This is a genomic window from Kribbella sp. NPDC005582 (assembly GCF_040605415.1).
In the GTDB taxonomy this organism is placed as follows: Bacteria; Actinomycetota; Actinomycetes; order Propionibacteriales; family Kribbellaceae; genus Kribbella.
Map to the genome: position 1 here is coordinate 1,715,047 of NZ_JBEXCU010000001.1, position 21,029 is coordinate 1,736,075.

21 protein-coding genes are annotated in these 21,029 nt (G+C 69.1%); 6 read left to right on the plus strand and 15 right to left on the minus strand.

Translation table 11 applies throughout. The features are described from left to right. Positions 1-117 precede the first annotated feature (117 nt). From hutI to hutH, 9 genes are all read right to left on the minus strand, one after another. The gene (hutI, locus tag ABZS29_RS08575; RefSeq protein WP_355459841.1) at positions 118-1,281 is read right to left on the minus strand and encodes an imidazolonepropionase; all 1,164 of its coding nucleotides are present in this window, start codon (positions 1,279-1,281) and stop codon (positions 118-120) included. After that, entirely contained in the window at positions 1,278-2,588 is a 1,311-nt protein-coding gene (locus ABZS29_RS08580) for a formimidoylglutamate deiminase (RefSeq protein WP_355459843.1), read from the minus strand. The genes hutI and ABZS29_RS08580 overlap by 4 nt, the downstream gene beginning before the upstream one ends. Beyond that, positions 2,585-3,796: an allantoate amidohydrolase gene (locus ABZS29_RS08585; protein WP_355459845.1), complete on the minus strand. Its 1,212-nt coding sequence runs from the start codon at positions 3,794-3,796 to the stop codon at positions 2,585-2,587. The genes ABZS29_RS08580 and ABZS29_RS08585 overlap by 4 nt, the downstream gene beginning before the upstream one ends. Next, on the minus strand, positions 3,793-4,731 hold the full coding sequence (locus ABZS29_RS08590; RefSeq protein ID WP_355459847.1) for an ABC transporter substrate-binding protein: 939 nt from the start codon (positions 4,729-4,731) through the stop codon (positions 3,793-3,795). The genes ABZS29_RS08585 and ABZS29_RS08590 overlap by 4 nt, the downstream gene beginning before the upstream one ends. Positions 4,732-4,752: 21 nt before the next feature. Continuing rightward, a complete protein-coding gene (locus tag ABZS29_RS08595; protein ID WP_355459848.1) occupies positions 4,753-5,463 on the minus strand; it encodes an ABC transporter permease in 711 nt (236 codons plus the stop codon). Continuing rightward, a complete protein-coding gene (locus tag ABZS29_RS08600; protein ID WP_355459849.1) occupies positions 5,460-6,119 on the minus strand; it encodes an ABC transporter permease subunit in 660 nt (219 codons plus the stop codon). The genes ABZS29_RS08595 and ABZS29_RS08600 overlap by 4 nt, the downstream gene beginning before the upstream one ends. After that, complete coding sequence (locus ABZS29_RS08605) at positions 6,116-7,117, minus strand: ABC transporter ATP-binding protein (protein ID WP_355459851.1); 1,002 nt, start codon at positions 7,115-7,117, stop codon at positions 6,116-6,118. Before ABZS29_RS08605 ends, ABZS29_RS08600 begins: the two co-directional genes overlap by 4 nt. A gap of 138 nt (positions 7,118-7,255) precedes the next feature. Then, a complete protein-coding gene (gene hutU / locus ABZS29_RS08610; protein ID WP_355459853.1) occupies positions 7,256-8,911 on the minus strand; it encodes a urocanate hydratase in 1,656 nt (551 codons plus the stop codon). A gap of 15 nt (positions 8,912-8,926) precedes the next feature. Further along, entirely contained in the window at positions 8,927-10,477 is a 1,551-nt protein-coding gene (gene hutH, locus ABZS29_RS08615) for a histidine ammonia-lyase (RefSeq protein WP_355459855.1), read from the minus strand. Between the two features lie 138 nt (positions 10,478-10,615). Between hutH and ABZS29_RS08620 the strand changes: the two genes are divergently transcribed. The 3 genes from ABZS29_RS08620 to ABZS29_RS08630 are packed head-to-tail and all read left to right on the plus strand — an operon-like array spanning position 10,616 to position 12,488. Further along, positions 10,616-11,512, plus strand: a complete 897-nt coding sequence (locus ABZS29_RS08620) for a GNAT family N-acetyltransferase (RefSeq protein WP_355459857.1) — start codon at positions 10,616-10,618, stop codon at positions 11,510-11,512. Beyond that, the gene (locus tag ABZS29_RS08625) at positions 11,509-11,706 is read left to right on the plus strand and encodes a hypothetical protein (RefSeq protein ID WP_355459859.1); all 198 of its coding nucleotides are present in this window, start codon (positions 11,509-11,511) and stop codon (positions 11,704-11,706) included. Before ABZS29_RS08620 ends, ABZS29_RS08625 begins: the two co-directional genes overlap by 4 nt. A gap of 23 nt (positions 11,707-11,729) precedes the next feature. Further along, on the plus strand, positions 11,730-12,488 hold the full coding sequence (locus tag ABZS29_RS08630) for an IclR family transcriptional regulator (protein WP_355459861.1): 759 nt from the start codon (positions 11,730-11,732) through the stop codon (positions 12,486-12,488). A 194-nt stretch (positions 12,489-12,682) separates the two neighbouring features. On the opposite strand, the gene rpsN is transcribed toward ABZS29_RS08630, so the two are convergent. Both rpsN and rpmG read right to left on the minus strand, forming a co-directional pair. Beyond that, positions 12,683-12,988 carry a 30S ribosomal protein S14 gene (rpsN, locus tag ABZS29_RS08635; RefSeq protein WP_355459863.1) on the minus strand — a complete coding sequence of 102 codons (306 nt, stop codon included), beginning with the start codon at positions 12,986-12,988 and terminating at the stop codon, positions 12,683-12,685. Beyond that, a complete protein-coding gene (rpmG, locus tag ABZS29_RS08640; RefSeq protein ID WP_355459865.1) occupies positions 12,988-13,155 on the minus strand; it encodes a 50S ribosomal protein L33 in 168 nt (55 codons plus the stop codon). The genes rpsN and rpmG overlap by 1 nt, the downstream gene beginning before the upstream one ends. A 74-nt stretch (positions 13,156-13,229) precedes the next feature. On the opposite strand from rpmG, the gene ABZS29_RS08645 reads away from it, so the two are divergent. The 3 genes from ABZS29_RS08645 to ABZS29_RS08655 all read left to right on the plus strand — a co-directional run bounded on the left by ABZS29_RS08645 (position 13,230) and on the right by ABZS29_RS08655 (position 16,134). Continuing rightward, positions 13,230-14,333 (plus strand): GTP-binding protein, encoded by a 1,104-nt coding sequence (locus ABZS29_RS08645; protein WP_355459866.1) that lies wholly within the window; start codon positions 13,230-13,232, stop codon positions 14,331-14,333. After that, the gene (locus tag ABZS29_RS08650) at positions 14,330-14,575 is read left to right on the plus strand and encodes a type B 50S ribosomal protein L31 (protein ID WP_355459867.1); all 246 of its coding nucleotides are present in this window, start codon (positions 14,330-14,332) and stop codon (positions 14,573-14,575) included. Before ABZS29_RS08645 ends, ABZS29_RS08650 begins: the two co-directional genes overlap by 4 nt. A gap of 137 nt (positions 14,576-14,712) precedes the next feature. Beyond that, positions 14,713-16,134, plus strand: coding sequence for an aromatic amino acid lyase (locus ABZS29_RS08655; RefSeq protein ID WP_355459869.1), 1,422 nt, complete (start codon positions 14,713-14,715; stop codon positions 16,132-16,134). A 10-nt stretch (positions 16,135-16,144) separates the two neighbouring features. Here ABZS29_RS08655 and ABZS29_RS08660 read toward each other — a convergent pair whose 3' ends face one another. The 4 genes from ABZS29_RS08660 to ABZS29_RS08675 are packed head-to-tail and all read right to left on the minus strand — an operon-like array spanning position 16,145 to position 21,025. Beyond that, a complete protein-coding gene (locus ABZS29_RS08660) occupies positions 16,145-16,987 on the minus strand; it encodes a hypothetical protein (protein WP_355459871.1) in 843 nt (280 codons plus the stop codon). 51 nt (positions 16,988-17,038) lie between these two features. After that, positions 17,039-17,800, minus strand: coding sequence for a methyltransferase domain-containing protein (locus ABZS29_RS08665; RefSeq protein WP_355459872.1), 762 nt, complete (start codon positions 17,798-17,800; stop codon positions 17,039-17,041). Next, positions 17,797-18,474, minus strand: a complete 678-nt coding sequence (locus ABZS29_RS08670; protein WP_355459873.1) for a response regulator — start codon at positions 18,472-18,474, stop codon at positions 17,797-17,799. The genes ABZS29_RS08665 and ABZS29_RS08670 overlap by 4 nt, the downstream gene beginning before the upstream one ends. Beyond that, on the minus strand, positions 18,467-21,025 hold the full coding sequence (locus ABZS29_RS08675; protein WP_355459875.1) for a DUF4118 domain-containing protein: 2,559 nt from the start codon (positions 21,023-21,025) through the stop codon (positions 18,467-18,469). Before ABZS29_RS08675 ends, ABZS29_RS08670 begins: the two co-directional genes overlap by 8 nt. Between the last annotated feature and the right edge of the window lie 4 nt (positions 21,026-21,029).

Here is a 21,029-nt window from a genome sequence, read left to right on the forward strand (position 1 = left end):
TCAAGCCCCCCGGTCGCTCCGCCACCGAAACGCCACCTTCAACCGCCCTTGGATGTCCATACGATCAAGGGTGGCTGATGCGTGGCAGGACGCGCACATGGTTTTGCGGACCTTCCTCTACACCGGCCGGCCACCCACGTACGTCTGGGCGACGAGCGGGACGCCGGGGCGGTAGGCGAGGTGTAGGTAGGTGGGGGCGTCGAGGATGGCGAGGTTGGCTTGGGCGCCGGGGGTGAGGTGGCCTACGTCGGTACGGCGGAGGGCGGTGGCGCCGGCGCGGGTGGCGGACCAGAGGGCCTCGGCCGGGGTCATGTGCATGTCGCGGACGGCGAGGGCGATGCAGAAGGGGATGGAGGAGGAGTAGCCGGAGCCGGGGTTGCAGTCGGTGGCGAGGGCTACGGTGACACCGGCGTCGATGAGGCGGCGGGCGTTCGGGTACGGCGATCTGGTGGAGAACTCGATCGCCGGGAGCAGGCCGGCCACGACGCCGGTCTGGGCGAGGGCGTCGATGTCGGCGTCGGTGAGGTACGTGCAGTGGTCGGCGGCGGCGGCGCCGAGCTCGCAGGCGAGTTGGACGCCGGGGCCTTCGCCGAGCTGGTTGGCGTGGACGCGCGGTTGGAGGCCGCGGGCGATGCCGGCCTGCAGGATCGTGCGGGCCTGGTCCTCATCGAAGGCGCCGCGCTCGACGAACACGTCGATCCACTTCGCGTGACCGGCCACGGCGTCGAGCATCGGCCCGGTGACCAGGTCGACGTAGCCGGCCGGGTCGTCGGCATAGTCAGCCGGTACGACGTGCGCACCCAAGTACGTCGTCTCGTCGGTGAACTGCCGCGCGATCTCCAGCGCCCGAGCCTCGTCCGCGACCGTCAGCCCGTAACCGGACTTGATCTCGACAGTCGTCGTGCCCTGCCGCCGCATCTCGGTGACCAGTCGCGCGACGTTCGCCGTCAGCTGCTCGTCGGTCGCCTGCCGCGTCGCCGCGACGGTGGTCCGGATCCCACCCGCCGAGTACGGCGTACCGGTCATCCGCGCCGTGAACTCCTCGGCCCGGTCACCGGCGAAGACGAGGTGCGAATGCGAGTCGACGAACCCCGGGATCACGGCCCGGCCGCCGACGTCGATCGCGTTGTCGGCGGCGGGTGCATCAGCACGACGGCCGGTCCACGCGACCTTGCTGCCCTCGATCACGAGCGCTGCATCGAGGATCTCGCCGAGCAGCCCGCCCTGCGACGGATCGTTGGTCACCAGCGAACCGATACCCGTCACGAGAAGAGAAGTCATGGGGTCACCGCTCCGATCGAGGCAGCCAGCTCGGCGGGCACATCCATACTCACGTGATTGCCTCCAGCAACCAAATGACGGCCGTCGACGACCACGTCGGTCACGTCGGCCGCCGAGGCTGCGAAGACTGCGGTCTCGACGGTTCCGCCGGTGCCCGCCGTACGGATGCTGTCCAGCCGTACGGCGACTAGATCGGCCCGAGCACCGACCTCGATGACACCGGCGTCAGGAAAGCCGATGGAGCGGTGACCGTCGGCGGTTGCGGCGGTGAAGAGCTCGGGCGCCGACCAGTGGCCGCGCTCCTGCGAGGCCAACCGCTCGTTGAGCTCGACCGCGCGCATCTCCTCGAACAGGTCGATCACCGCGTGACTGTCCGAGCCCAGCGTCAGCCGCGACCCGGCATCGCGAAGCGCCACGGACGGGCCGATGCCGTCGGCCAGGTCTCGCTCGGTGGTCGGACAAAAGCACGAGTACGTCGCGGAGCTACCCAGCAGACCCACATCCACCGGAGTCAGGTGGGTCGCGTGCACGGCTGAGGTGCGTCCGCTCAGGAAGCCGACCTCGTCGAGCACCTGCGACGGCGTACGCCCGTAGGCCTCGACGCAGGCCGCGTTCTCGGCGACCTGCTCGGACAGATGAATGTGCAGCGGTACGTCGGGAAACGCGGAGGCGACCGCCCCGAGCTGAGCCTGCGGAACACCGCGGACCGAGTGCGCGGCGGCACCGATCACCACGTCGTCCGAACCCTTCAGCGCCGCGACCCGCACGGCCCAGGACGCGGCGTCGCCGTCGCTGAAGCGCTGCTGAACCTCACTCAAAGGCTGATCGATCCCACCCGCGAGGTAGCAGGTGTCGAGCAGCGTGATCCGCAGCCCGACATCACGCGCGGCGGCGATCAGCGCGGCGCCCATCGCGTTCGGATCGTCGTACCGGCGGCCGCCCGGCGCGTGGTGCAGGTAGTGGAACTCGCCGACCGCGGTGATCCCCGCGAGCAGCATCTCGCCGTACACGGCGCGGGCAAGGTTGTAGTACGAATCCGGCGTGAGCGCGGACGCAACGGCGTACATCTGCTCGCGCCAGGTCCAGAACGTGCCGCGCTCGGTCTGCGTCCGGCCGCGGAGCGCTCGGTGGAAGGCGTGGCTGTGGCAGTTCGCCAGCCCCGGGATCACGAGGCCCTCCAGCCGCACAGCGTTCCCCGGCTCGGCATCGGCGTCCACTGCAGTGATGCGTCCATCCAAAACCGTCACCAGGACGTCCGATGCGACGCCGGTGGGCAGGAGTGCGGTCGAGCACCAGTACGACGTCACTGCGCAAGATCCTTCAGTACGGCGGCCAGCGCCTCGACGCCGGCCAGACAGTCGTCCTCTTCGGCGAACTCGGCCGGTGAGTGCGAGATGCCGGTCGGGTTCCGGACGAACAGCATGGCGGTCGGAATTCCAGCCGCCGAGAAGACCCCAGCGTCATGCCCGGCCCCGGTCGGCAGCACCGGCGCACCATCCAGTACGCCGACCAGCCGGTCCCGCAGGCCGGCCGGGAAGTCGACGACAGGCGACACCGACTCCGGTATGACGGCCACCGTCGTACCGTCGCGTTCGGCCCGCTCGACCGCCTGCCGAGTGATTGCCGCGAGCAACGACTCCAGCGTGGCGGTGTCCGCGGCACGGGCATCCAGCCAGGCGATCACCCGCGACGGTACGGCGTTCGTCCCGTTCGGCTCGACCGACAGCCTCCCGAACGTGGCGCGCGCACCGGCGAGCCGGGCCTGCTTGTTCGCGGCCAGCGCGGTCATCGCGTAGGTGAGCATCGGATCGTGCCGGTCCTCCATCAGCGTGGTGCCGGCATGGTTCGCCTCACCCTCGAACGTGAACCGGTACCGCCCGTGCGGCCAGATCGAACTCGCCACGCCGACAGGTGCGGTCAGTCCGCGTCCCTGCTCGACATGCAGCTCGACGAACGTCCCCATCCGGTCCAGGAAAGGCGAAGGTCCGACTCCGGCCGGGTCGGTCCCCGCCGCCTCGAGCGCCGCGGCCAGCGAGACACCCTGCCGGTCGGTCAACGCCAACGCCTTCTCAGCAGGCAGAACCCCAGCAGCAACACGTGATCCGAGGCAAGGCATCCCGAACCGGGAGCCCTCCTCTTCCACGAACGCGCCGACCCCAAGAGGCACCGAAGGCGAGAAGCCCTGAGCCCGCAGCAAATCAACAGCCGCCAGAGCCGACACCACTCCCAGCGGCCCGTCAAAAGCACCGCCGTCGATCACCGAGTCAAGATGACTACCGGTCACGACCCCCCGACCGGAAGGTGGATGGCCAAGGTCAGTCCCCCGCGGGTCCCACCAGGCGATGAGGTTGCCGATGCCGTCCGATTCCACCGTCAGGTCGCGGGTGGCGCACTGATCCAGGAACCAATCAGTGGCTTCACGTTCGGACGGGGTCCAGCCGCCTCGGGTGTAGCCGCCGGTGCCGGCGTCTCGCCCGATGGCGGACTGGTCCGCCCACAGTTGTTCGAAACTCAAGACAGCGGGTTCTTCGACAGCCAGTCCTTGGCCACCGCGTCGGCGCTCTCCTTGCCGCTGTCGATGCGCTTGACGAGATCCGTCAGGCCTTCGGTGGTGAGCTTGGCCTGGACCGCGTTCAGGGTGGACGCGACGTCAGGGCTCTTGTGGTCGGTCCGGATCAGCGGAACGATGTTGTTCGGCAGGTGGATGTGCTGCGGGTCCTCCAGCACGACCAGGTTGTTGTCCTTGATCACGGACTGCGTGGTGAAGAACTGGGTGACCTGCACGGTGTTGTCCAGCAGGGCCTTGAGGCTCAGCGGGCCGCCCGGGTCGAGCGACTTGAACTCCTTGAACTCGACGCCGTACACCTCCTTCATGCCGGCCACGCCCGCCTTGCGGGTCTTGAACTCGGGACCGCCGCCGGCGACCAGGTCCTTGCCGACGGCCTTGAGGTCGGCGATCGACTTCAGGTTGTACTTGTCGGCGGTCGCCTTGGTGACGACGATGGCGTCCTCGTCGGCGGCCGGCGACTTGTCCAGCACCTCGAGGCCCTTCGGGAGCACGCCCGGGATCGCCTTGTAGACGGCCTCGGCCTCGTTCTCCGTCGCGTCCTTCTTGAAGTAGACCAGCGTCGCGCCGGTGTACTCCGGGAGCAGGTCGATCGACTTGTCCTGGATGGCGGCCATGTAGACCTCACGGGCGCCGATGTTGAGCTTCTTGGTCACCTTGATGCCCTTGGCCTCGAGCGCCTGGCCGTAGATCTCGGCGAGCACCTGGCTCTCGGCGAAGTTCGCCGAGCCGACCGTGATCGAGTCGACCTTGGCCGGGGCGTCACCGCCGCCGGCGTCGCCACCACCGGCCAGCGGGTCGCCGCCGTTACCGCCTCCGCAGGCCGCGAGGGCGAAGACCGCCGATGCGGCGATGGCACTGCGGATGAAGGTTCTTCTGAACACGGGATCCTCCAGGGTCCGTTCTCAGTTCGCGCCGGCCGGTGCCGGCGCCGTCGAGGTGTTGACGTTCTTCCGCAGCCGGCCGGTGAGTCCGGCCGAGACCGCGTACCGCCCGACCAGGGCGAAGGCGAGGTCGAGCACGATCGCGAGCACAGCCACCAGTACGGCGCCCGCCAGCATCTGCGGGAAGTCCCGCACGCCGAGCCCGTCGATGACGTACCGCCCGAGACCGCCGAGAGCGACGTACGCCGCGACCGTCGCGGTCGAGACGATCTGCAGGGTCGCGCTGCGGAGCCCGGAAATGATCAGCGGCAGCGCGATCGGGATCTCCACCTTGGTGAGGATCTCGCGCCCGGTCATCCCCATCCCGCGGGCCGCGTCGATCGTGTTGCGGTCGACGCCCGAGACTCCGGCGTACGTCGACGCGAGGATCGGCGGGATGCCGAGCACGACCAGCGCGATGATCACCGGCACCTGGCCGATGCCGATCAGCAGCACGATCAGCGTCAGCAGACCGAGCGTCGGCAGCGCGCGCCACGCGTTCACGGTGTTGATCGCGACGAACGCGCCGCGCCGGGTGTGCCCGATCAGCAGGCCGATCGGGAACGCGATCACCGCGGCGATCAGCAGCGACAGGAACGTGTAGAGCAGGTGCTCGAGCAGGCGAGCGGGGATGCCTTCGGAACCCGACCAGTTGACCGAGTCACCGAAGAAGTCGAAGAGGCCCTGGATCATGCGATCGCCTCCTTGATCGGGGCGACCGCCCTGGCCCACGGTGTCAGCAGCCGCTGCAACCCGACCAGCGCGATGTCGCACAGCAGCGCGAGTGCCAGCGAGAGCACGACGCCGACCACGATCGGGGTCAGGAAGTCCTGCTGGAAGCCGGTGGTGAACAGCTCACCCAGCCCGCCGATGCCGATGATCGCGCCGACACTGACCATCGAGATGTTCGCGACCGTGACGACGCGCAGGCCGGCGAAGATCACCGGGATCGCGATCGGCAGGTCGATGGTCAGCACTCTTCGCAGGGTTCCATAGCCCACCGACACTGCGGCCTGCAGCACTTCCTCCGGCACGGAACGGAGTCCGTCGATCACGTTCCGGATCAGCAGCGAGACCGCGTAGATGGTCAGCGCGACGATGATGTTGACCGGTGACAGGATCTGCGTCCCGAGGATGGCCGGCAGCACGATGAACAACGCGATCGACGGCAGCGAGTACAGCACGCCGCCGAGCGCCACCAGCGGGTTCGCCAACCAGCTGTACCGCGTCGCGACGTACCCGAGAGGCAGCGAGATGAGCAGCCCGAGCAGCATCGGGATGAGCGCCAGATAAAGGTGCTCGCGCAGCTGTTCCCAGATCAGCGCCGAGTTGTCGCCGACCCAACTCATGGGCGGAACGCCTCGGACAAGGCGGCGTACTCGATCACGCCGACGGCCTTGCCGGACTCGTCGACGCAGACGCCCTTGCCGACCGGCGAGGTCAGTACGGCGTCGAGCGCGGCACGCAGTGAGTCACCGCGCTGGAAGGTGGCACCGACCGGCGCGAGCTCGGCAGAACCGTTCGCCCAGCCGACCGGCGAGCCGTCCGCGGCCACGGTCAACTCCGCCGGTACGTCGGCCAGCCGCAACTCGTCGGCGGTGACGAACGTCAGCGCGCGGTAACCGCGGTCCTTGCCGATGAAGCTCTCGACGAAGTCGTCGACCGGGTTGGCGAGCAGCTCCGCCGGCGGACCGAACTGCGCCAGCTTGCCGCCGACGCGCAGTACGGCGACGTTGTCACCGAGCTTGATCGCCTCGTCGATGTCATGCGTGACGAACACGATCGTCTTGCCGATGTCGCGTTGCAGCCGCAGCAACTCCTCCTGCAGCTGGTTGCGCACGATCGGGTCGACAGCGCTGAACGGCTCGTCCATCAGCATCACCAGCGGGTCGGCCGCGAGCGCCCTGGCCACGCCGACTCGTTGCTGCTGGCCCCCGGACAGCTGGGCCGGGTACCGCTCGGCGAGCTTCAGGTCGAGCCCGACCCGCTCGAGCAGCTCCATCGCCGTGGTCCGCGCCTTGCGCTTGTCCCAGCCGAGCAGCTTCGGCACGGTGGCGACGTTCTCCACCACCGTCTTGTGCGGGAACAGGCCGGCGTTCTGGATCACGTAGCCGATTCCCCGCCGCAGCGCGACGGGGTCCTTGCTGTTGATGTCCTCACCATCGATCGAGATCGTGCCGCTGGTCCGCTCGATGGTGCGGTTGATCATCCGCAGCGACGTGGTCTTGCCGCAGCCGGACGGGCCGACGAACACGGTGATCTCGTTGCTGGGGATCCGCAGGGAGAGGTTGTCGACGGCGACGGTGCCGTCCGGATACCTCTTGGTGACGTCGGAGAACTCGATCATGGCGCCCCTTCGCGCTTGTCGTCGGTCGCCCGAACGACCCTAGCGGACCGAGCCGACGATTCCACTCGATCCGCGGTAATCCGGGCCCGCGGGAAAGTGCACCATAACGATAGGGATTTGTCCGGTCGCAGCCGGTGGTCAGGACTCCTGCATCGGGATCCGGACCCCACGCTCGGCCGCCACCTCGGCGGCCCGGTCGTACCCGGCGTCGACATGGCGGATCACGCCCATGCCCGGGTCGTTGGTGAGCACCCGCTCCAGCTTCTGCCGGGCGAGGTCGGTGCCATCGGCAACCGATACCTGACCGGCGTGGATGGACCGGCCGATGCCGACGCCGCCGCCGTGGTGGATCGACACCCAGGACGCGCCGGACGAAACGTTCACCATCGCGTTCAGCAACGGCCAGTCCGCGATCGCGTCCGAGCCGTCGAGCATTCCTTCGGTCTCGCGGTACGGCGAGGCCACGCTGCCGGTGTCCAGGTGGTCCCGGCCGATCACGATCGGCGCCTCGAGTTCACCCGAAGCCACCATGTCGTTGAACCGCACCCCGGCCTTGTCCCGCTCGCCCTGACCCAACCAGCAGATGCGCGCCGGCAGGCCCTGGAACGCGACCCGCTCACCGGCCATCTTGATCCAGCGGGTCAGGTGCTCGTTGTCCGGGAACAGATCAAGGATCGCCTGATCGGTCTTGGCGATGTCCGCCGGGTTCCCCGACAGCGCCGCCCACCGGAACGGGCCCTTGCCCTCACAGAACAGCGGCCGGATGTACGCCGGGACGAACCCGGGGAACTCGAAGGCGCGCGCGTACCCGGCCTTCCGGGCCTCGTCGCGGATCGAGTTGCCGTAGTCGAACACCTCCGAGCCGGCATCCTGGAAGCCGACCATCGCCTCGACGTGCCGCGCCATCGACTCCTGCGCGCGCTCGGTGAAGCCCGCCGGATCCTTCTCCCGGGCGGTCACCCAGTCGTCGAAGTCGATCCCCACCGGGAGGTACATCAACGGGTCGTGCGCCGAGGTCTGGTCGGTGACGATGTCGATCGGCGCGCCGCGCTGCAGCAGGTCCGGGACGATCGTGGCCGCGTTGCCGAGGACCCCGATCGAGAGCGGCTTCCGCGCCTTCTTCGCTTCCTCCGCAAGCTGGAGCGCCTCGTCCACAGAAGACGCCCGTACGTCGAGGTAGCGGTGCTCGATCCGCCGGTCGATCCGGGTGGAGTCGACATCGATGCAGATCGCGACGCCGTCGTTCATCGTGACGGCCAGCGGCTGCGCGCCGCCCATACCGCCGAGTCCCGCGGTCAGTGTGACCGTCCCGGCCAGCGTGCCGCCGAACTTCTTCTCGGCCACCGCACCGAAGGTCTCGTAGGTGCCCTGCAGGATTCCCTGGGTGCCGATGTAGATCCACGAGCCGGCCGTCATCTGGCCGTACATGGTCAGGCCCATCGCCTCGAGCTTGCGGAACTCCTCCCAGGTGGCCCAGTCGCCGACCAGGTTCGAGTTCGCGATCAGCACCCGCGGCGCCCACTCGTGGGTCTGCATGACGCCGACCGGCCGGCCCGACTGGACCAGCATCGTCTCGTCGTCCTTCAGCGTGGTCAGCGTCCGGACCATCGCGTCGAACGAGTTCCAGTCCCGGGCCGCCTTGCCGGAACCGCCGTACACGACCAGTTCGTCGGGGTGCTCGGCGACCTCGGGGTCGAGGTTGTTCTGCAGCATCCGCAGCGCGGCTTCCTGCTGCCAGCCGCGGGCGGTCAGCGTCGTACCGCGAGGAGCGCGCACAGGACGGGGTCCGGACATGGGTGATCCAGCCTTTCAGTTCAGCGGGCCGGTGACGGCCTCGGCGGTTTCCAGGTAGGTGCCATTGGCAACGAGCTGGACGGAGTGCTCGATCTCGGGGGCGAGATGACGGTCGGTGCCCGGGCCCTCGACGTACGCGCGCAACGCATCGCGGACGGCGGCAGTCGCCGGGGACGGTGTGAGCGGAGCGCGCAGGTCGAGGGCGCGGGCGGCGGTCAGGATCTCGATCGCGAGCACCCGCTGGAGCCCGTCGATCGCCTTGCGCAGCTTGCGAGCGGCCGACCAGCCCATCGAGACGTGGTCCTCCTGCATCGCGCTGCTCGGGATCGAGTCGACGCTGGCCGGTACGGCGAGCCGCTTCAGCTCGGAGACGATCGCGGCCTGGGTGTACTGCGCGATCATGTGCCCGCTGTCGACGCCGGGATCCGCGGCCAGGAAGGCGTTCAGCCCGTGGTTGCGGGCGACATCGAGGAAGCGATCGGTACGGCGTTCGCTGATGCTGGCGAGGTCCGCCACCGCGATCGCGAGGAAGTCGAGGACGTAACCGACCGGGGCACCGTGGAAGTTACCGTTGGACTCGACCCGGCCATCAGCCAGTACGACGGGGTTGTCGATCGCGGCAGCGAGTTCGCGGTCGGCGATGGTCGCGGCATGGGCTGCGGTATCGCGGACAGCGCCGTGAACCTGGGGTGAGCAGCGTAGTGAGTAGGCGTCCTGGACGCGGTTGCAATCGGGGCCGCGGTGGCTGGCCACGATGCCGCTGTCGGTCAGGATCGTGCGCAGGTTGGCCGCAGCGGCCGCCTGACCGAGCTGCGGCCGCAGGGCCTGCAGGTCGGCGGCGAAGACGCGGTCGGTGGCGAGCTGCCCCTCGACGCTCATCGCGGCGGCGATGTCGGCGGTCTTGACCAGCCGGTCGAGGTCGGCGAGGGCGAGCACCAGCATGCCGAGCATGCCGTCGGTGCCGTTGATCAGCGCGAGGCCTTCCTTCTCGGCCAGCACGACCGGCTGGAGGCCGTGAGCTTTCAGCGCCTCACCGGCGTCGCGAAGGTTGCCCTCGGCATCACGGACCGGACCTTCGCCCATCACCGCGAGCGCGACATGGCTCAGCGGCGCGAGGTCGCCAGAGCAGCCGAGGCTGCCGTACTCGTGCACGACCGGCGTCAGCTTGGCGTTGAGCAGACCGGCGTACGCCTGGGCCGTCTCGACCTTGACCCCGGTACGGCCGGTCGCGAGCGTCGACAACCTGAGCAGCGCGAGCGCCCGGACGACCTCGGTCTCGACCTCGGGCCCCGAGCCGGCCGCGTGCGAGCGGACCAGACTGCGCTGGAGCTGCGCCCGCAGTTCGGGGGCGATGTGCCTGGTCGCGAGCGCCCCGAACCCGGTCGAGACGCCGTAGTGCGGCGTGTCCGCGTGCGCCAGACCCTCGATCACGGCCCGCGACTTCGCGATCTCCTCGAGTGCCTGGTCGCTGATCCGGACCTGCGCACCGTCCCGGGCCACTGCCACGACCTCGGCCGCGGTCAGCGGGCCGACTCCGACGATCACCGTGCTGCTGCTCTGTTCCACCCGATCATTGGACCCCCTACTGCATCCGACAGCCACCCGATCCCACCCCAGTTCCGTCTCAAATCTGAGACATCGCTGCCGGCCGCTCGCCTCGGGAAAGGGGACGGCGTGGACCTGGGGCGGCATTACGGTGTGTGCATGGTGTTCGAGATCCGGACGGCGGTGCCGGAGGATGCGGTCGGAATCGCGGCGGTCTGGGCGGCGGCGATGCCGCACCTGGTGATGACCGCGCGAGGCGTCGAGGCGGGACTGCGGAACGCTCGCAACCGCGTCGTACTGGTGGCGGTGACCGGCTCCGAGGTCGTCGGGTACGGCAACATCTACCTCCCGGAGGCCGGCGAAACGGCGCCGAGAGTACGCATCACCGTGCAGGTCGTCCCGGCGTACCGCGGCAGCGGCATCGGTACGGCGCTCGCCGAGCGGGTAACCGCGCGCGCGACCGACGCGGGCGCGGCATCGGTACTGGTCGTGGTGAACGACGACGAGCCGTCGAAGGCGTTCGCCGTCCGACGTGGGTTCGCACTCGGTCGTGCGCTGAGTCATTCGGCCGCGGATCTGAGCGGCGTACCGGATGCTCCCCCTGTTCCGGAGGGGGTGCGGGTGGCCGACTTCGACGCCGTGGACCCGCGTTCGTTGTGGGAGGCGCTTGCGGCCACGGGTGACGACGATCCCAGCGGCCTGTCCGGCGTTCCGTCGTACGAAGACTGGCTCGCCGGTGACTGGCAGCATCCGGAACTGCGCCGCGATCTGAGCATCGCGGCCCTGGACGGCGATACCGTCCTCGCGTTCACCACCACGAGCGCCGACCCGGAGCGCAAGGTCATCTGGACGGCCTCGACCGGCACTGTCCCCGCCGCGCGCGGCCGCGGGTTGGCGAAACTGGTGAAATCCGTAGCCCTCGGCCGGGCCCGGGACGCCGGTCTGAGCACCGCCTTCACTGGGAACGACGCGAACAACAAGCCGATGCTGGCGGTCAACGAGTGGCTCGGCTACCGGGTCGCCGGTTCGGCCTGGACCGCGGAGAAGGCCCTGTGACCCGGTCCGCGCTGGTCCTGCTGTTCTTCCTCGCGGTGTCGCTCGGGGTCGGTTTCCTGCTCTCCGGCGACGACTACTTCGACTGGCCGATCGCGGGTGGTCTGTTCGCCGTCGCGGTCGCCGGTGAGCTGTTCCGCTGGTGGCTTCGCCGAAAGCCGGCGAAGAATTCCGCTCGGCAATCGTCCGGAATCTGAGACGGGCCGGTTACCCTGCCGTTGTGAGCGGCAACGTTCCCGCCTCGACCCGGACCCTGCGGGTACTGACGTTCCTGGCGACCCAGCCCGGGCCTGTACCGATGGAGCGCATCGCCTCCGCGGTCGGACTGCCACGCTCGTCGACGTACCACTTGCTCCGGGCAATGATGGACGAGAGCTTCGTCGTCCACCTCCCCGAGGAGAAGCGCTACGGCCTCGGCGTCGCCGCCTTCGAGATCGGCTCGGCGTACCTGCGCCACGATCCGCTCGAACGCCTCGCCCGCCCACTGCTCAGCCAACTGGTCGCCGAGATCGGCCAAACCGCCCACCTGGGCGTCCTGCACGGCCGTGAACTCGTCTACCTCCTGAAGGAACAGCCCCCGCGCCCCGTCACCCTCGTCACCGACGTCGGCGTCCGCCTCCCCGCCACCCTCACCGCCTCCGGCCGCGCCCTCCTCGCCGAACTCCCCCCGGCCCAGGTCCGCGCCCTGTTCCCCACCCCCGAGTCCTTCGTCCGCCGTACCGACAAAGGCCCTGAGTCCCTCACCCAGCTCCGTCGCCTGCTCGCCGACGAGAAACGCCAGGGCTACGCCTTCGAAGAAGGCCACATCACCCCCGGCGTCTCCTCCCTGGCCGCCGCAGCCCTCGACCACGCCGGCCACCCCGCCGCCGCCATCTCGGTCACCTTCCGCACCGACGCCGTACCCCCGTCCGACCGCCCCCACCTGGCCCACCGTCTCCGCCAAGCCGCCAACGCCCTCACCCGCCGGTTGCACGGCTGATTGGCGTACCGACGGACTGTTAGAGGTACGTCGCTCGGTGCCTTCTCAGGCGGGCAGACGGTCGCGGCGGTCGCCGAGCGGGGACTACTAACAGTCCGTCCGTACACGCACGACGGCCCTCCGCGAAGCCACCTGAGCTTTGCGGAGGGCCGTCGGGACCCGGGGTGCGCGGCATCCACGTCGCGCGCCGGGAATTACCAGGAGGACTTGGTGATGCCGGGGAGTTCGCCGCGGTGGGCCATGGTGCGGAAGCGGACGCGGGAGATGCCGGCCTTGCGGAGGTAGCCGCGGGGGCGGCCGTCGGCTGCGTCGCGGTTACGGATGCGGATGGGGCTGGCGTCGCGGGGGAGCTTCTGGAGCTTGAGCTGGGCGGCCGTGCGCTCCTCGGCGGAGGAGGCGGGGGCCGCGATGATGCGCTTCAGCTCGGCGCGGCGGTCGGCGTACAGGGCGACGATGCGTTTGCGCTGCTCGTTCTTGGCGATCTTGCTGGTCTTGGCCATCAGCGCTCTTCGCGGAAGTCGACGTGCTGGCGGAGCTGGGGGTCGTACTTGCGGATGACCAGCCGGTCGGGATTGTTCCGGCGGTTCTTCCGCGTTACATAGGTGAAGCCGGTCCCCGCCGTGCTACGGAGCTTGACGATCGGCCGGAGTTCGTTGTGCTTGGCCATGCTGTTCCTTTCCTCAAGTACGGTCCTCAGTGTACCTTGTACTGGTAATCATTTTCAATAAGGTGGGAGCGCGGATGCTGCCGGTGACCCTGTTGACCGGTGTCGACGAGGAATTCCGAGGGGCCGTGGGTGCGAACCTGCTGGCCGCCGCGGGCCTCACCGGTGTCCTGATCGAGTACGACGTGAGCGACCTGGCCAGCGGCGCGGTCGTCCGGACCGCGCGGACGGCGGCCGGGGTGATCGACCAGGAGACGATCCGGATGAGTCACCCGTGTGTGTCGTGCGCGATGCGCGGATCGCTGGTGGAGCTGCTGAACAGCATCGCCGCCGTCGACCGGTACGGCGTTGCGATCGTCTCGGTGCCGGGCGCCGGCGACACGCAGTCGCTGGCGGAGGAGATCGCCCGCGAGGCCGAGCTGCGCGTCGACGGGGTGATCAGTGCAGCCGATACCGCGACCGTGGTCGACGACCTCACAGGCGACCAGTTCATCCACGACCGCGGAATCGCGACCGCCGCCGAGGACGGTCGCGTGATCGCGGAGGTGGTCGCGCGTCAGCTCGAGTACTCCGACGCAGTCGTACTGAGCGCCGACGACGCCACCGCAAAAGCCCTGATCCAGGCGATCAACCCGCAGGCGCGAGTGCAGACCACTCCGGCCGGGCTGCTCGGCGTACGGCTGCACGACCCGGACGCGGCCGAGACTCGCACCGAGCCTGGCTCTATTACTGCACCAATCCGCGAGGACGGCCTGGTCAGCACGCTGGTCTGGCAGTCCGCGCGGCCGTTCCACCCCGAGCGGCTCTACGAGGTGCTCGAGGACCTGGTCACCGGTACGGCGCGCGGCCGCGGAACCGTCTGGATCGCGACCCAGCACCGCAACCGCCTGAGCTGGGACAGCTTCGGCACCAACATCTCGATCGGCGTACTCGGCCCCTGGCTGGCCGACCTGCCCGCCGACCGCTGGGCCGGCGTCGGCCAGCAGCACCAGGCCCGCTCCGCCCTCGAGTGGCACCCCGAGTACGGCGACCGGGCGTCGTACCTGTCCATCACCGGAGTCGGCCTCGACACCCGGGAATTAACGGCACGCCTCGACGGTTGTGTCCTGCGTGCGGACGAAGCGGTTCATCCACTGACCGACCCGTTCGCCCCTTATCTGGAAGGAAGTAGTGCAGCATGAAGAAAGACATCCACCCCGACTACCGCCGGGTCGTCTTCCGGGACAAGTCCGGCAACTTCAGCTTCCTCACCGGTTCGACCAGCGCGAGCAACGAGACCATTGTCTGGACCGACGGGAACACCTATCCCGTCGTCGACGTGGAGATCTCGTCCGCCAGTCACCCGTTCTACACGGGTAACCAGCGCGTGATGGACACGCAGGGCCGCGTGGAGAAGTTCAAGAAGCGCTACGGCCAGCTGTAACCACAAGCAGCGCAAGGGCTCACCCCGGGGCGGGGGTGGGCCCTTTCGCTTTGCCGGAGCTCAGGCGTCTCGGATTTGAGACGGCGGCGTAGGCGCGGCGCTTACCGGGACGACACCGGCGGTCCCACACTGGGGCCATGGAGCCGGTGGAACTGTCCGGGGGTGGGTTGGCGCCGCTGGAGGCCGTCGCGTTGGCGCAGCGGCGGACTGCGGTGCGACTGGGTGACGACGCCCGGAAGCGGATGCACGAGTCGGCCCTGGCGGTCGCCGAGGTGGCCCGGCACCGGCCTGTCTACGGGCGCACGACCGGCGTCGGCGCCAACCGCGACGTCCTGACCTCGGACCCCGAACACGGCGCACGTCTGCTCGGCTCCCACTCCACGACCGGTACGACGTCGTACCCTAAGGACGTCATCCGCCTCGGACTGCTGATCCGGGTCAACCAGCTGGCCTCCGGAGGATCCGGTCTCGAGCCGGCGGTCGCGGACGCGATCGTTGCCCTCCTGAACGATGGCGAGCTCCCCGACCTGCATCGCGGCGGCGCGATCGGTACCGGCGACCTCGGGCCGCTCGCCGAACTCGGCCTCGCGCTCGGTCCGGTCATTGACGGCACGAGCGCACTGCCGTTGCTTTCCAGCAACGCGATCACGCTGGCCGAATGCTGCCTCGCGTACGTCGAGGCCGCCACGCTGATCAACGTCGTACCGCTGGTCGGTGCACTCTCGCATGTCGCCCTACGCGGCAACGCCGAGGTGTACGACGTCCGCGTACACGAGGCGCGGCCGCAACCAGGCCAGGTGCGCGTCGCTCGCCGGATGCGCGGACTGCTTGATGATCTGCCACTCAAGCCGGCGCGGATCCAGGATCCGTTCGGTCTGCGCGCCTTCGCCCAGGTGCTCGGTCCCGCCGTCGACCATGTAGATGCCCTCGGCAACAGTCTGCGCATCGACATCAACGCCTCGGCGGAGAACCCGCTGGTGGCCGGCGACACCGTGCTGCACAACGGCAACTGGCACGCGATGCCGATCGCGCTCGCGCTCGACTCGCTCCGCCTCAGTCTGCACAGCGTCGCCACGCTCTCGACATCCCGCGTCGCCAACCTGGTCGACCCCGACTTCACCGGACTCAGCCGCTTCCTGGCCAGCGGCGCCGAAGCCAGCTCCGGCGTCATGATGATCGAGTACGTCGCCCACGACGCACTGGCCGCGGTCCGTTCCTCCGCGCAGCCGGCCACTCTCGGTACGGCGACGCTATCGCGCGGCGCCGAACACCATGCCAGCTTCGCGCCACAGGCCGCCGTACTGACTGCTCAGTTGCTGGACGCCCTCCGCGAGGTCATCGCCAGCGAACTCGTCACCGCCGTCCGCGCCATCCGCCTGGCCGGCCTCACCCCCGACGACCTCGCTCCCGCCGCCATCGCCCCCTGGCTGACCGACGCCCTGGCCGCCCTCCCCGACGACCTCACCGACCGCTCCCTCCGCGAAGACCTGGAGATCGCCCGCGGCCTGCTCACCCAATGGGGCGACCGCCAGGTAGAACACCCGGCCGAATCCGCCTAGCGACAGAAGGTCACAGGCGGTTGTAGGCCTTCAGGGTCCGGAGGGCGCCGACGGTGACGATGCCTCGGTACTCAAGCGTGGCTGCCTGGCTCGGCGGTTCCCACGTGATGGCCCAGCCGCCGTCGGACTGCTGATCGGCGACCAGACGGTCGAGGTGGGCGCCCAGCTGGGCCTCGGTGAAGAGGCCGGCCCACACGCTGTCCGGCGTCGGCGCGAACTGCAGCGGCGTCACCCCGTACGACGGGTCAGCCGCATCAGCCCGGAAGTACGAGAGCTTGGGCAGCCAGTCGCGGATCCGATCAAGATCGACGTCGCCGCTGTGCTCCAGGAACTCCAGCGCCTCGTGAAGCGAGTGCGCCTCGGTCGGCAGCCCGCGCTCCAGCTCAGCGGCGCACCACGCGCCGGCCAACGACCGCCACGGGTGGTCGAAGCCGAGCTTGTGCAGTCGTCCGACCAGTCCGGCGGTCGGGTTCAGGCTGGGCTCGTACGTCCACTCGCTCATGTGCGAGGCCCGCGGGTAGTTCTCGATCACCGGAGACGCCAGCGAGACCGCGCCCTCCGGCGTGGCAACCGAAGCGAGCCAATCGACCGCCCGCCGGACCATCACCTCGTCCCGCGCACCGGCCGCCAGCAGGACATCGAAGGCGGTCTCCACGTCCAGTCCGAGGCTGTCCGGCGTCCGCTTGTCCGGTTCCAGCCCGTGGCCGAAACCACCGTCCGCGTTCTGATAGCCACGCAACGCGTCGACCACGCCTGCCGGGTCGGCCCCGGCGAAGACGGTGTCGAACAACCGGTTCTCGACCAGCCGGGCCTCACGCCGTACGAAATTCCGACCTGCGGTGAAGATGTCCATACCCACACCCTCCCGCACCAGCGACCCGGCTGTCTTGAAGGAATCAGACGTTCAGGCCTCGGGCGCCCAACCGACGGCCTCGATCCAGAACCGGGCGAGGAAGGCGCCCGGCTCTTCGGACCAGACCTTCCAGGCGCGCTCCATCTCGTCCACCTCGGCGCCGGTGGCGATGTTCAGTTCGATGATCTGCTCGCGCTGGCCGGACATCAGGCTGGCCGTGAAGGTGCCGACCCCGGCGACCTCGTCCGGCGTACCGTGGTGGACGACGCGCGCGTAGCTCTCGCAGTCGACGAAGCCGGCCTCGACGAGCAGCGAGCGCAGTTGCTTGCCGACGTTCGGCGACGTCCCGGCGCGCAGCCGGCGCAGCACCTCGAAAGATGCCTCTAGCAACGGATTCGTCGGGTAGAGCAACTGACCGTCCCAGTCGGCGTCGACCAGGCCGACGACCGCGCCCGGGCGGACCACGCGGCGCACCTCGTGCAGTACGGCGAGTGGATCGGGGAGGTGTTGCAGCATCGCGCTGGAGAAGACCGCGTCGAAGGTACCGTCCTCGAACGGAAGTCCCTTCGTCACATCGCCTTCCACCACGGTGATCGCGGCGTCTGCCCCTTCCGGCAGCCCGGGGTGAAGATCGAAGCCGGTCGTCGATCCCGGGTGCACCCGCTCGGCCAGTCCGACCGTGATGGATCCCGGTCCGCAGCCGAGGTCGAGAAGGCTGATCCCTGGCCGCAGGTGCCTTGTGAAGAAGGCGGCCTGGGTATCAGCAGTACGTTTCGCATAATTGACCCGCCGTGGGTCCCCCGAAGTAGTCACGGCTCGAAACGGTAGCCCATCCCAGGTTCGGTCAACAGATGTTTTGGGCGGGCCGGATCGGCTTCGAGCTTGCGCCGCAACTGGCCCATGTAGAAGCGAAGGTTTCCACTCGCGGACTCGTATCCCGGCCCCCACACCTCGGTCAGCAACTGGCGTTGCGACAGCAACTTGCCCGGATGACGCAGCAGAACTTCGAGCAGATGCCATTCGGTCGGGGTCAGCCGGATGTCCTCGCCGGTCTCGAGTGTCACCCGCTTCGCGGCGAGATCCACGCTGATCCCACCGACAGTGACGACGGGTTGATCCTGTGCAAGGTTGCTGCGCCGCAGTACGGCGCGCATCCGCGCCAGCAGCTCGTCGATCCCGAACGGCTTGGTGACGTAGTCGTCCGCGCCGGCGTCCAGCGCCTCGACCTTGTCGGTCTGATCGGTTCGCCCGGACAGCACCAGGATCGGCGCCTCGGTCCATCCGCGCAGCCCGCGGATCACGTCGACCCCGTCGAAATCGGGCAGCCCGAGATCGAGGATCACCAGCTCCGGCGGGTGTTGCGCCGCCACCTTCAGCGCCGCCGTACCGGTGCCGGCCAGATGCACCTCGTACCCACGCGCCTTCAGGTTGATCTGCAACGCCCGCACGATCTGCGGTTCGTCGTCGACCACCAGCACCCTAGTCATCAGAGGTCCCCGTTCGTTCGCGCGTCCCCGGCACCGGTACGTCGGCCGTGGTGGCCGCCGGCACGGAGACCACCATCGTCAACCCGCCGCCTGGCGTGTCTTCAGGCTGCACCGAGCCTCGCATCGCCTCGGCCAGTCCCCGCGCCAGCGCCAGCCCGAGCCCGACGCCCACGGTGTTGTCGGTGTCGCCCAACCGCTGGAACGGCGCGAACACCCGATCCCGCTCCTCGCGCGGAATCCCCGGCCCGCGATCGATCACCCGGATCTCGACGGTCTCCCCCAGTGAACTCCCGGTCACCAGCGGACCGCGCTCCGGCGGCGAGTACCGCAGCGCATTCGCGACCAGGTTCGCGAGCACCCGCTCGATCAGCGCCGGATCCGCCTCGATCAACGGCAGCGTGTGCGGGATGTCGACGACGACCCGCTCACTGTCGTCGCCAAGCTCAGCCAGTACGCCGGGAATCACCTCGTCCAGCGCCATCGGCCGCGTGAACACAGGCAGTACGCCGGCCTGCAGCCGACTGAGGTCGAGCAGATTGTCGACCAGCCGCGACAGGCGGTCGAGCGACTCGTCCGCGGTCTCCAACAGCTCGGACCGCTCGGACTCGCTCCACTCCACATCATCGCTGCGCAACGACGTCACCGAGGCCTTGGCCGAGGCCAACGGCGATCGCAGGTCGTGCCCGACTGCGCGTAGCAAGGCCGTCCGCAGCTTGTCTGCCTCGGCGAGCGGCTTGGCCTCCGCGGCGGCCTCGGTCAGCCGGGCGCGATCGACCAGCGCGGCCGCATGAGCGGCGAAGGCCCCGACCAGGCGTCGTTCGTCCGCCGCGAGCTGACGACCCTGCAGCACGAGAACTAGGTTCTCCCGGCCGGGGATCTCTGCGTCGCCGTCCTCCGGTCGCCGGCAGGTCGGCGTACCGGCGGAGGCGATCGGCCGCCAGACCTCGGTCAGCTCGTCGTTGTCGATGCGCTCCATCAAGCAGGCGCTCGTCATCCCGAACGCCTCGCGGACCCGCTCGAGCAGCGCCGGCAGCGCGGTCTCGCCGCGCAGCACCGAACCCGCCAGCGTGGCCAGCGTCTCCGACTCGGCGGCCGCTCGCGCGGCCTGTCTGGTACGGCGGGCCGCCCGGTCGACGACCGAACTCACCAGTGCCGCGACCAGCACGAAGATCGCCAGCGCGAGCGCGTTGTTCACCTCGGCGATCGTGAAGGTCTTGGTCGGCGGAGTGAAGAAGTAGTTGATCACCAGCGACCCGCCGACCGCGGTGACGAGCGCGGGCCAGAGGCCACCGACCAGTGCGACCACGACCACGGCCAGCAGGAAGGCGAGGACGTCGCTGGTCAGGTTCAGCCGGTCACCGCCGAGATCCAGCGCCAGCGCGAGGATCGGCTGCAGCACGATCGAGAGCACGAACCCCTGGATCTTGCGCCGCCGCGACAGGCTCCCGTGCAGCCGCGGCAACCGCCCGCGACCCATCTGCGAGTGCGTGACGATATGGACGTCGATATCGCCCGAACCGCGGATCGTCGACGCTCCGATTCCCGGCCCGGTGAGCGCGGACAACCGCGATCGCCGCGACCCACCCAGCACCAACTGCGTCGCGTTCTCCGCGCGCGAAAACGTCAGCAGCGCGGCGGGAACGTCGTCCCCGACCACCTGGTGATAAGTCCCACCGAGCGATTCGACCAGATTGCGCTGCTCGGCCAACCGCTTCGGATCGGCACCGGTCAGCCCATCGGAGCGCGCCACATGGACGGCCAGCAGATCCCCACCCGACGAGCGCGCGACGATCCGGGCGGCCCGGCGGATCAGCGTCTCGCCCTCGGCGCCGCCGGTGAGCGCGACCACGACCCGCTCCCGTGCTTCCCAGGTCGAGTCGATGTCGTGCTGCTGTCGATACTGCTGCAGACCGGCATCCACCCGATCCGCCAGCCACAGCAACGCCAGCTCACGCAATGCCGACAAGTTGCCGACGCGGAAGTAGTTGCCCAAGGCAGCATCAATCTTGTCGGCCGCATAAACGTTGCCGTGGGCCATCCGGCGGCGCAGCGCCTCCGGTGTCATATCCACCAGCTCGATCTGGTCCGCGGCCCGAACCACCCGGTCCGGCACGGTCTCCTGCTGCGGTACGCCGGTGATCTTCTCGACCACGTCGTTGATCGACTCGAGGTGCTGGATGTTGACGGCCGAGATCACGTCGATCCCGGCCGCCAGCAGCTCCTCGATGTCCTGCCAGCGCTTCTCGTTGCGGCCGCCCGGCACATTCGTGTGCGCGAGTTCGTCGACCAGCGCGACCTCGGGCCGACGCGCCAGCAGCGCGTCCAGGTCCAGCTCGGTGAAGCTGGCACCGCGGTAGTCGACGATCCGCCGCGGTACCAGTTCCAGTCCTTCGAGCATCGCAGCGGTGTGCTCGCGCCCGTGGGTCTCGACGAATCCGACCACTACGTCCGTGCCCCGGGACAGCCGCCGCTGGCCCTCGCCCAGCATCTTGTACGTCTTCCCGACGCCAGGTGCGGCGCCGAGATAGACCCTGAGCCGGCCTCGCTTCATACTG